A 10,051-nucleotide genomic window follows, 5' to 3' on the forward strand; every position below is an offset into this window, starting at 1 on the left:
CGGGCGCCGAAATGCTTGCCGATCTGGCGCAGCAGGCTGTCCTTGGGCTCGGTCACGACGGTGAAGTGGCGGCCGATGGCATCGCGGCGATAGCCGGCATCCTCGAGCGCGTCGATCACCACCAGCAGCTGGGCGATGGTCTCGGCCGTGGTGCCGGACTTGGACGCGACCAGGAAATGCATGTTGGGCAGATCGCTGGCGTTCATCGCCGCCGCGAGACCGGCCGGATCCAGATTGTCGAGAAAGCCGAGGCGCGGGCGGCCGGGGGCGCCGCTGAACGGGGTCTGGACCAGCTGGGCAATCGCCTGCGGGCCGAGCGACGAGCCGCCGGTGCCGAGCAGGACGACCTGTTCCGCCGTCGAGACGATCTCGCGCGCGACCTGCGCCTGTTCGATCAGGTCGTCGGTCCGATAGGGGATGGTGAAATGGGGCAGGGACCCATTCCGCACCTGGTCGCCCAGACGGGACAGCACGGCCCGCGTCTCGCCCAGGCGCCGGTCGATGCTGCCGCTCGCGAGCTTGCCGTTCGCGCATTCACCGATGGCCTGGACGAAGCTGGGCTCCGTCGATCCCGGAGCGTGCTCCGCAGGGTTGGTCCTCAACATCAATGCCCCAGTCGTCGGCCGCCCGGAAGCGGGCAGATATCGCCTCTGCGAACGAAGCGGTATACGGGTGACGAAATCAAGAGTTGCGTCGGTAGCGAACATTGGGGTGCCCAGGTGTGGTCGTGCATGGCTCATGCACGATCAGAAAACACCTTGAAGCAGCCCCGGGTTCCCTCGCTTGATTTCGGGCGTGTCGCCAGTGTTGGCCGGAAGGCCATTCGCGGTGTTCTGGCGGATCCGGCGAGCCTCTTCCGGCGCATTGACCAGAATTTCGGTCGGATCGTTGCGGATGCCGAGAACGTCCTGGGCGAAGGTCGTGCTCTTCTCGACGATCGAGCCGCTTTCGCGGTTGAGCGTCTCGCGGATCGAGCCATCGGCCTTGTCCGCCCCGGCCGCCGACAGGAACTGCTGTTCGAGGCCGCCGGGCGCCTGGGCGGCGGCGACGCCGACCGGGGCACCCGCCGCCGGACCGTCGGCCAGGGTCGCCCCGAAGATCGCGGTCGAGGCGGCGCGTTCGGGATTGCCCTGCTGGGTCGGCAGGGCACCGGGTTCCGGCGGGCGCAGGGTGTAATCCGGCGGCATGGCCAGGGGGGCCTGGGTCACGACCGCGAATTCATCGGGCGCGCGCCGGGAAAGTCCGAGCTGTTCCCGGACGTCGCTGCCGCCGCAGCCTGCCAGGAGGGAAGCGCCAACGAAGAGGGCGCCAAGGCCCGCAAGGCGTGACGATCGAATGACCACACTCATCTTCACTGCTCCTTGGGCGCGGCTGCAAACTCCGGCCGCGCGCGGAAGGCATCCAGCAACAAGAGACCGATGCCGAAGGTGATACCGGAATCGGCCACGTTGAAAGCCCAGAAATGATAGCCCGAAAGGTGAAAGTCCAGAAAATCGGCAACGGCGCCGAAGACCATGCGGTCATAGGCGTTGCCAAGGGCCCCCGCCGCAACCAGCGCGAGACCGGTAACGGCCAGCCGCGTGGTGGAACGTAACATCCAGACCACGAGCACGAGGCCCACCACGACGGCGAATCCGGTCAGCAGATAGCGGCCGGTATCGTCACCCTGCTGGAACAGGCCGAAGCTGACGCCCCGATTCCAGACCATGACGAGATTAAAAAAACCGGTGACGGCGATCGGGTCCTGACCGTCGAGCAGCGGCACAAGCATTTCCTTCGACAGCCTGTCGGCGAGAAGCACTGCCGCGAACAGGACAAGTCCGAGAACCCGGAGCCGCCGCCGGTCAGCCATGGGCGACGACCTCGTGGCAGCGGTGGCACAGGCCCGGATGGTCGGCATGGGCGCCGACTTCCGGCAGGACCATCCAGCAACGGGCGCATTTTTCGCCCTCCGCCGGCCTGGGCTCGACCGCGACCCCCGGCACCTCGGTCAGACGGAAGGCCTCCGCGGGACCTTCGCCGGCCAGGAGTTCGATGCCGGACGTGATCGAGAGTTCGGCGAAATCGACGGTGCGGGCCAGGGCCAGCAGGTCTTCGTCGGCGATATGGACGATCGGCTGGGCCTGCAGGCTGGAGCCGATGCGCTTTTCCCGCCGCTCGATTTCGAGGGCGCCGGTGATGACGAGACGCAAGGCACGCAGCCTTTCCCACTTGGCGGCGAGGGCGGGATCGAGCCATTCGGCCGGCACCGCCGGGAATTCCCGCAGGTGGATGCTCTCGTCGTCGCCCGGGTTCCGGGTCAGCCAGGCTTCCTCCATGGTGAAGCACAGCACCGGGGCGGCCCAGGTCGTCAGGCAGTTGAACAGCACGTCGAGCACGCTGCGCACGGCCCGGCGGCGGATCGACGAAGGTCCGTCGCAATAGATCGCATCCTTGCGGACGTCGAAATAGAAGGCCGACAGGTCGCCGATGCAGAAATCCGTCAACGCCATGAAGGCGCGGTGGAATTCATAGGTCTGGTAACCCTCGCGCATGGCCTTGTCGAGTTCGGCCACCCGGTGCAGCACCCAGCGGTCGAGTTCCGGCATCTCGGCGACCGGCAGCCGCTCGGCCTCGGTGAAGCCATCGAGACTGCCCATGACATAGCGCAGCGTGTTGCGCAGCTTGCGATAGACTTCCGCCTTGGCCTTGAGGATGTCGTTGTCGATCTTCAGGTCTTCGGAGAAATCCGAGGTCGCGACCCAGAGGCGCAGGATATCGGCGCCATTCTGGTCGATGACATTCTGCGGCGCGATCGTGTTGCCGAGGGACTTCGACATCTTGCGGCCCTGGCCGTCGACGACGAAGCCGTGGGTCACGACGCCCTCGTAAGGCGCGCGGCCGCGCGTGCCGCAGGCCTCGAGCAGGGAGGAATGGAACCAGCCGCGATGCTGGTCCGAGCCTTCGAGGTAGAGATCGGCGGGCCACTTCAGCTCTTCCCGCTCCTCGAGGACGAAGGCGTGGGTCGAGCCCGAGTCGAACCAGACGTCGAGAATGTCCATCACCTGCTCGAAGCCTTCCGGATCGTAGGCCTCGCCGAGGAAGCGCGACGGCGCCGAGGTGAACCAGGCATCGGCGCCTTCCGCCGTCACCGCCTCGACGATGCGGGCGTTCACGGCGGGATCGCGCAAGGGCTCGTTGGTCTTCCTGTCGACGAAGAGGGTGATCGGCACGCCCCAGGCGCGCTGGCGCGAGATCACCCAGTCGGGCCGGCTGGATATCATCGAATAGATGCGGTTGCGGCCGGCGGCCGGCACCCATTGCACCTGGTCGATGGCGGTCAGGGCCTTCTCCCGCAGGTCGTTGGTGGTCATCGAGATGAACCACTGCGGCGTCGCGCGGAAGATCAGTGGCGCCTTGGAGCGCCAGGAATGCGGATAGGAATGGACCAGCTTGCCTTGGGCGAGCAGGCCGCCGGCCTCGTCGATGGCGGCGAGCACGCTGGAATTCGCGTTGCCTTCCTTGCCGTTCGGCCACAGGACCTTCTTGCCGGCGAAAAGCGGCACGTCGTCGAGATAGGCGCCATTGGGGCCGACCAGCTCCGGCACCGGCAGGCCGTGCTTGCGGCCCAGCTCGAAGTCGTCGGCGCCATGGCTCGGCGCGATATGGACGAACCCCGTGCCGGTATCCATGGTGACGAAGTCGCCGGCCAGCACCGGTACGTCGAAATCATAGCCCTGGCCACGCAGGGGATGGGCGCAGATGGTCTTGAAGGCGATGTCGCTGCCCGGAAAGCCGGCCTCGATCTCATGGTCGGTGATGCCAGCGGCCTTTACCACCTCGGCCAGCAAGGGGCCGGCGACGACGAGGGATTCGCCCAGCTTCGCCCGACTCCCTTCGGCGACCCCGGTCACCTTCACGCGGACATAGTCGGCATCGGCCGCGCAGGCGATGCCGCGGTTGGCCGGCATGGTCCAGGGCGTCGTCGTCCAGATGACGATGCTGGCGCCGGCCAGCACCTCGGGACCCGAGACGACCGGAAAACGGATATGGATCGTCGTCGAGGTGTGGTCGTGATATTCGACCTCGGCCTCGGCCAGCGCGGTTTCCTCGACCACCGACCACATGACGGGCTTGGCGCCGCGATAGAGGCCGCCGTTCATCAGGAACTTCAGGCATTCGTCGACGATCTTCGCCTCGGCCTTGAAGTCCATGGTGAGGTAAGGGTTCGACCAGTCGCCCTCGACGCCGAGGCGGCGGAACTCGGCCTTCTGCACGCCGATCCAGTGATCGGCGAAGGCCCGGCATTCCTGGCGGAATTCGGCGACGGGCACCGCGTCCTTGGATTTGCCGGCGGCCCGGTATTTCTCCTCGATCTTCCATTCGATCGGCAGGCCGTGACAGTCCCAGCCCGGCACATAGGGCGCGTCCTTGCCCAGCATGGACTGGCTGCGGTTGATCACATCCTTGAGGATCTTGTTCAGCGCCGTGCCGATGTGGATGTTGCCGTTGGCATAGGGCGGGCCGTCATGCAGGACGAATTTCTCGCGCCCCTTGCGGGTCGCGCGCAGCCGGCCATAAAGGTCGAGACGATCCCAGCGTTCGATGAGCGCCGGTTCCTTCTTCACGAGGCCCGCGCGCATCTCGAAGGGCGTGGCGGGAAGGAAAACGGTCGCCTTGTAATCGGTCGTCATTGTGGAACAAGCCAATGCTGAAGAGGTGATGGGCGTTTGGGACCCAAAACGAAGTGTGTGGTTTTAACAGGCAGGCCCCGGGCCGTCCAGCCGGGGGGGGGCTGCGGGCTTGCGCCGGCTGATCAGACCGGCGCGGCGGTAATTCGGCGGGCCGTCAGGCTGTCCGCGGCGATCTGGGCCTTCAACTCGTCCAGACCGGCGAATTTCCGCTCCGCCCTGATGAAGGCGAGAAGACGGACCTCGATCTGCCGGCCGTAGAGGTCTTCGGCGAAATCGAACAGATGAACTTCCAGGTTCTCATCCAGCTTCCCGAAGGTCGGGCGCCGGCCGATATTGGCGACACCGGGCACGATCCGCCCGTCGTCCAGCACGACCTCGACCGCGTAGACGCCAAGGGCGGGGCGGAGGTAGTCGGCAAGGCCGAGATTGGCCGTCGGAAAACCGATGGTGCGGCCCCGCTGGTCGCCTTGCCGGACCTTGCCCGTGACCGACCAGGGCCGGCCGAGCTGGGCGGTGGCCACGGCGATATCGCCGGTCTCCAGCGCCTTCCGGATCGCGCTCGAGGAAAAGCCGGCGCCCGGCTTGCAGTCATTGTCACCCACGGGGGAAACAACCGTCACGCCAAAGCCTTCCATCTCGCCCATGTAGCGCAACAGGGCGACGTCGCCGCCGCGCGCCTGGCCGAAGCAGAAATCGAAGCCGATCACGACATGGACCGCGCGCAGCCTGTTCACGAAGATGTCGAGCACGAAATCCTCGGCCGGCATGGCGGCGAGTTCGGTCGTGAAGGGCAGCACGATGGCGGCATCCACCCCCTGGCCGGCCAGCAGGCGCAGTTTGTCGGCCGCCGGGGTCAGACGGAATGGCGCCGTGTCCGGCTTGAACAACATCCGGGGATGCGGCTCGAACGTCATGACCGCGGCGATCGTGCCCATCTCGTCGGCGAGCGCCTTCGTCGCCGCGATCAGGGCGCCGTGACCGCGGTGCACCCCGTCGAAATTGCCGACAGCCAGCACCGCGCCCTGCGCCTGGGGCGGAACACGATCGAGACTGTCGACGACAAGCATGGGGCGCCGTATCCGGTGTTCAGACGGCGACCGGGCGGCCGGGGACCATGATGGTGGCCTCGCCCTCGACCACGGCCTTGCCCCTGACGAGGCAGGTGGTGGCGAACACCGCCCGCTTCTTCGCGGGATCGAGTTCGATCACTTCGGCCTTGGCGGTGACCGTGTCGCCGATCTTCACCGGCGCCTTGAACTTCAGGGTCTGGCCGACATAGATCGCGCCAGGGCCAGGCAGTTTGGTGCCGAGGACGGCGGAAATCAGGCCGGCCGAGAGCATTCCGTGGGCGATCCGCTCCTTGAACGGGGTCGTCGCCGCATATTCGGCATCGAGATGCACCGGGTTTGTATCGCCCGAGACGCCCGCGAACATCAGGATATCGGCATCGGTGATGGTCTTCGAGAAGGTCGCCGACTGGCCGATCGACAGATCCTCGAAGTAGAGACCCTGGTGCTGTGACATCGCTCGTCCTCGCAATTGCTGTGGCGCGCCCTCCTCGGGTGCCGAGGCAGGGGACCTTAATGGCGCCCCAACGCCCGCGCAAGGGAAGCGCGCGACCCGTCACCGGGTTTACCGTTTCTTAGCCTGTATGGAGCAAGGATGCCCCTGTCACGGCAGCAACTGCCGTACCGTCACGCCGCCAAGGCGGGCGTATTGAAGGCCTGAAAAAGCGTTGCGAGGCATCACCGCCATGGCTGTCGACATGCAAATGCCGATCCTCATCGTCGACGATTACAAGACGATGCTGCGCATCATCCGAAATCTCCTGAAACAGCTCGGCTTCGACAATGTCGAAGAGGCGACCGATGGTCAGATGGCGTTGGCCAAGCTGAAAAGCCGGCCCTTTGGTCTCGTCATTTCCGACTGGAACATGGAGCCGATGACGGGATACGACCTGCTGAAGCAGGTCAGGAGCGATGAAAGCCTGAAGAATCTGCCCTTCATCATGATCACGGCCGAATCGAAGACCGAGAACGTGATCGCCGCCAAGCAGGCGGGGGTGAACAACTACATCGTGAAGCCGTTCCCGGCTGAAACGCTGAAAACCAAGATGCGCGCCGTCCTCGGCGATTTCTGATCTCTGCAGGGAAGGAAGCGCGCATGCTCGGCGAACATCTGACGGGGCAGATCGGCGCCCTGGTCGATCACCTGCGCCGCAGGGGCGAGACGGCCCCCCCCAGCCTCGTCGAGGTCGCGTCGGTCACCGAAGTGCTGATCGCGACCATGCAGGCCTATTTCCGCTCGATCGACACGTCGATCTACCGCGAATTCCGCGAACTCTCGGACTATATCGCCAAGGCGAGGGGGGAGATCGCCTCCCTGAGGCCAGGCGATCTGCAGCACGAGCGCCTGCCCCGCGCGGGCCGGGAGCTGGAAGCCATCGTCCGCTCGACCGAGGACGCGACCAACAAGATCATGGCCGCCGCCGAGTCGATCATGGCCGCCAGCCCGGCGGATGGTCCCGCCTATACCGATCTCGTCTCGGCCCGCTGCATGGAGATTTTCGAGGCCTGTTCGTTCCAGGACATCACCGGCCAGCGGATCTCCAAGGTCGTCGATACCCTGACCTATATCGAGGACCGGGTCAGTCGCCTCAAGAACGCCCTGGGCGCCGAACTGGCGGACGCGCCCCAGGCCCCCGGCGAGGCGAGGACTGGTGATTCGGCCCTGCTGAATGGTCCGGCCCTCGACGGCGAGGGCATCGCGCAGGACGAGGTCGACAAGCTGATGGGCGCGACGGCGCAAGCCCCGGCGGACCCGCCAGCCGCCCCCGCGCCGGCCCCTGCGACCAAGGCTAGTCAAGCGGACATCGACGCCCTGTTCGACTGACCCTATGCTGCTACCGCCATAACGGGAGCAGCGGATGTCCGTCGAACTCAAGGGCGTCTCGGAAACGCTGTTCATTCCCCTCTTCGCCCAGTGGCGGGAAAACCGCAGCCGGCGGCCCCTGCTGCGGGACGACAAGGTCGACGACATCGTGGCGCGGCTGCATCCGCCGTTCGAGAAATTCCTGCCCAGCCCGATCGACCGCTCCATCGTCATCCTGCGCAAGCGAATCATCGATGGCCTCGTCGAGGCGCATATGCGCCGGCACGGCGGCCGCGCGGTGGTCATCAACCTCGGCTGCGGCCTGTGCACCCGGTTCGATCGTCTCGACGACGGGGCGGTGCGATGGATCGATATCGACCTGTCGGCGGTCGAGCCGATCTGGCGGCAGGCCTTCGCCGGTCACGACAGCCGCCGCCGCTTCGTTTCGGGTTCGATCGAGGACGCGGAACTCCTCGATGACCTCGACATCGGGGCGGACGCCACGCCGCTGGTCATTCTCGAAGGTGTTTCCATGTATCTGTCGGAGGCGCGGATGCGCTTGCTGGCCCGGCAGATCGCCCGGCGGTTTCCCGGCGCGACGCTCGTTTTCGATGCCATGGCGAGCTGGGTCGCCATGGGCTCCATGTTCTATCCCGAGATCGCGGTCACCGGATCCCGTTTCAGCTGGGGGCTGGACCGGCCGAAGTCATGCGAATCATGGGGCAAGGGGTTCCAACTGACCTCGGACGAGCCGATCGCCCGTCACCTGACGGCCATTTACGGCGTCCTCGGCTGGCTCGGAAGGATCAATCCGGTGATGCGCAGCGCCTACCGGGTGGTGACGCTGCGCCTCGGCAAGGGGCCTTGACGCCTACCAGCGCAGGCGGTCGATGGCCGCCGCGACCGCGAGCCCATGGTCGGCCAGCGCGGCGCCCAGAAGGGCGGCATCGGGCGGATCGCCCCACAGGGGGGCGTGAACCCCGCCGGTGATCAGCAGGGCGGGGATGCCCTGGCTGTTGGCGCCCGGAATATCCGTCTCGATGCCGTCGCCGATGGCGATCGTCTCGCCCGGCGCGGTGCCGAGCAGGGCGAGGCTGCGGTCGTAGACCGAGCCATGGGGCTTGCCGTGCCATTCGACCTTGCCGCCCATGTCCTGATAGAGCCGGGCGATCGCGCCGGCGCAGGGAATCGTGCGGTCGCCCCGGGCGACGATCCGGTCGGGATTGGCGCAGACGAGCTCGAGATCGCGGCCCTTCGCCTCTTCGAGAAGGGCACGGTAATCCTCGGCGGTTTCCGTCTCGTCGTCGACGAGGCCGGAACAGACGATGACATCGGCATCGCGCAGGTCGGGGACCAGTCTCAGGTCCAATCCCTCGAACAGCGGCATGTCCCGGGTGGGGCCGATATGCCGGACGGCGGCGCCCTTTCGGCTGGTGAGGGCCAGCTGGGTGGCATCGCCCGAGGTCACGATGGCGTCATAGACCGAGGGCGGCACGCCGAGCCGGTCGAGCTGCTGGCGGACGACGGCCGAGGGACGCGGCGCGTTGGACAGGAGGACGACGCCGGCCCTGCGTCCGGCGCGGAACCGGGCCAGGGCCTCCACCGCTTCGGGGAAGGCGGCGACGCCATTATGCATGACGCCCCAGAGATCGACGATCGCCCCCTTTGCCTGTTCGATGACCGGACCGGCGTGGGTGACGAGATTGGGCAGATTGGACATAAGCGGATAACTCAATCGTCGCGGGCGGCCCGTTTGGCCAGGGTCAGCTTCAGTTCGGCGAGTTCCCGCAGGGTCTCGCCATGGCTGCGGCGGAGCAGTTCGATTTCCGCCTGGAGATCGGCGCGGTCCCCGGCGCGCAGGACCAGGATATGGCCCTGCAGCGCGGCGAAGAACAGCGCGATGCCGACAATGGTGCCATCCACCGCCGGCCAGAAGTCGTGGACGGCGAAACCCGCGGCGCAGGCGACGAGGATATAGGAGATGACGAGCAGGGCTTGAATGGGCAGGGGCATTGCGGCTCACGATCCAGTTGGGGCGGCGCGCCGGGCGAGGCGATGCCAGTGGCGTCGAAAGACAGGACCCGGGGCGCGGACGACCGGGGTGGTTTCCGCCTGGCGGGTCCAGCGGGCAAGGGCATCTTCCGCGACATCCCAGGCCGCGCGCGAGACATCCTGCAGAAGCCGGCGCCGTTCGCCGCGCGGCCGGTCGGCGGCGAGGGCGGTCGCCCGATTGATTTCATCGATCAGGGCCGCTTCAAGGGCATCGCGGGCCGGGGCATAGCTCGCCAGCCGGGTGGCGTGATCGCGGAGGACCGCGCGGTGCAATCGCTCCTGGCGCCACCACAGGCAGGCGGCGTCGCCGCGGGCCGTTGGCGGCGGCTCGACCCTCGGCATTCCGGCTTCGATGAAGAAGGGGCGGAACAGCCCGACGCAGGGGGCGGAGCCGCCGGTCGACCAGATCACGGGCAGATCGCGGTCGAGCACCGCGACCAGGCTCATGGTGGTCT

General features: G+C 66.7%; 11 protein-coding genes and 1 pseudogene. 3 read left to right on the plus strand and 9 right to left on the minus strand.

Features of this window, described 5'->3' with window-relative positions; genetic code table 11:
- The 6 genes and pseudogenes from WAZ62_RS00005 to WAZ62_RS00030 form a co-directional block, all read right to left on the minus strand.
- Positions 1–605, minus strand: a pseudogene (locus WAZ62_RS00005) (hypothetical protein); the annotation flags it as partial.
- Between the two features lie 141 nt (positions 606–746).
- Positions 747–1,349: a DUF3035 domain-containing protein gene (locus WAZ62_RS00010; protein ID WP_422641474.1), complete on the minus strand. Its 603-nt coding sequence runs from the start codon at positions 1,347–1,349 to the stop codon at positions 747–749.
- Positions 1,350–1,351: 2 nt separating this feature from the next.
- Positions 1,352–1,852, minus strand: a complete 501-nt coding sequence (lspA, locus tag WAZ62_RS00015; protein ID WP_422641475.1) for a signal peptidase II — start codon at positions 1,850–1,852, stop codon at positions 1,352–1,354.
- Positions 1,845–4,673: an isoleucine--tRNA ligase gene (gene ileS, locus WAZ62_RS00020; protein WP_422641476.1), complete on the minus strand. Its 2,829-nt coding sequence runs from the start codon at positions 4,671–4,673 to the stop codon at positions 1,845–1,847. Before ileS ends, lspA begins: the two co-directional genes overlap by 8 nt.
- Positions 4,674–4,795: 122 nt before the next feature.
- Positions 4,796–5,740, minus strand: a complete 945-nt coding sequence (locus WAZ62_RS00025) for a bifunctional riboflavin kinase/FAD synthetase (RefSeq protein WP_422641477.1) — start codon at positions 5,738–5,740, stop codon at positions 4,796–4,798.
- A 19-nt stretch (positions 5,741–5,759) separates the two neighbouring features.
- Positions 5,760–6,197, minus strand: coding sequence for a MaoC family dehydratase (locus tag WAZ62_RS00030; protein WP_422641478.1), 438 nt, complete (start codon positions 6,195–6,197; stop codon positions 5,760–5,762).
- A 229-nt stretch (positions 6,198–6,426) separates the two neighbouring features.
- Here WAZ62_RS00030 and WAZ62_RS00035 point away from each other — a divergent pair, with 229 nt between their 5' ends.
- From WAZ62_RS00035 to WAZ62_RS00045, 3 genes are read left to right on the plus strand one after another with little or no spacing between them, the layout of a single operon-like run.
- Complete coding sequence (locus WAZ62_RS00035; protein WP_422641479.1) at positions 6,427–6,813, plus strand: response regulator; 387 nt, start codon at positions 6,427–6,429, stop codon at positions 6,811–6,813.
- Positions 6,814–6,836: 23 nt separating this feature from the next.
- Positions 6,837–7,565: a protein phosphatase CheZ gene (locus WAZ62_RS00040; RefSeq protein WP_422641480.1), complete on the plus strand. Its 729-nt coding sequence runs from the start codon at positions 6,837–6,839 to the stop codon at positions 7,563–7,565.
- A 34-nt stretch (positions 7,566–7,599) separates the two neighbouring features.
- Positions 7,600–8,412, plus strand: coding sequence for a class I SAM-dependent methyltransferase (locus tag WAZ62_RS00045; RefSeq protein ID WP_422641481.1), 813 nt, complete (start codon positions 7,600–7,602; stop codon positions 8,410–8,412).
- A gap of 3 nt (positions 8,413–8,415) precedes the next feature.
- Here WAZ62_RS00045 and WAZ62_RS00050 read toward each other — a convergent pair whose 3' ends face one another.
- From WAZ62_RS00050 to WAZ62_RS00060, 3 genes are all read right to left on the minus strand, one after another.
- On the minus strand, positions 8,416–9,264 hold the full coding sequence (locus WAZ62_RS00050) for a TIGR01459 family HAD-type hydrolase (RefSeq protein ID WP_422641482.1): 849 nt from the start codon (positions 9,262–9,264) through the stop codon (positions 8,416–8,418).
- An 11-nt stretch (positions 9,265–9,275) separates the two neighbouring features.
- Positions 9,276–9,557, minus strand: a complete 282-nt coding sequence (locus WAZ62_RS00055; RefSeq protein WP_422641483.1) for a hypothetical protein — start codon at positions 9,555–9,557, stop codon at positions 9,276–9,278.
- A gap of 6 nt (positions 9,558–9,563) precedes the next feature.
- A partial coding sequence (locus tag WAZ62_RS00060; RefSeq protein WP_422641484.1) for a hypothetical protein occupies positions 9,564–10,051 on the minus strand: 488 nt, incomplete at its 5' end.

Origin of the sequence: Zavarzinia sp. (assembly GCF_049306435.1) — a bacterium.
Classification (GTDB): Bacteria; Pseudomonadota; Alphaproteobacteria; order Zavarziniales; family Zavarziniaceae; genus Zavarzinia.

Bases quoted from the DNA above. Each gene is read 5' to 3' on its own strand.
- WAZ62_RS00010 (WP_422641474.1), bottom strand. From the start codon at position 1,349: ATGAGTGTGGTCATTCGATCGTCACGCCTTGCGGGCCTTGGCGCCCTC.
- lspA (WP_422641475.1), bottom strand. From the start codon at position 1,852: ATGGCTGACCGGCGGCGGCTCCGGGTTCTCGGACTTGTCCTGTTCGCG.
- ileS (WP_422641476.1), bottom strand. From the start codon at position 4,673: ATGACGACCGATTACAAGGCGACCGTTTTCCTTCCCGCCACGCCCTTC.
- WAZ62_RS00025 (WP_422641477.1), bottom strand. From the start codon at position 5,740: ATGCTTGTCGTCGACAGTCTCGATCGTGTTCCGCCCCAGGCGCAGGGC.
- WAZ62_RS00030 (WP_422641478.1), bottom strand. From the start codon at position 6,197: ATGTCACAGCACCAGGGTCTCTACTTCGAGGATCTGTCGATCGGCCAG.
- WAZ62_RS00035 (WP_422641479.1), top strand. From the start codon at position 6,427: ATGGCTGTCGACATGCAAATGCCGATCCTCATCGTCGACGATTACAAG.
- WAZ62_RS00040 (WP_422641480.1), top strand. From the start codon at position 6,837: ATGCTCGGCGAACATCTGACGGGGCAGATCGGCGCCCTGGTCGATCAC.
- WAZ62_RS00045 (WP_422641481.1), top strand. From the start codon at position 7,600: ATGTCCGTCGAACTCAAGGGCGTCTCGGAAACGCTGTTCATTCCCCTC.
- WAZ62_RS00050 (WP_422641482.1), bottom strand. From the start codon at position 9,264: ATGTCCAATCTGCCCAATCTCGTCACCCACGCCGGTCCGGTCATCGAA.
- WAZ62_RS00055 (WP_422641483.1), bottom strand. From the start codon at position 9,557: ATGCCCCTGCCCATTCAAGCCCTGCTCGTCATCTCCTATATCCTCGTC.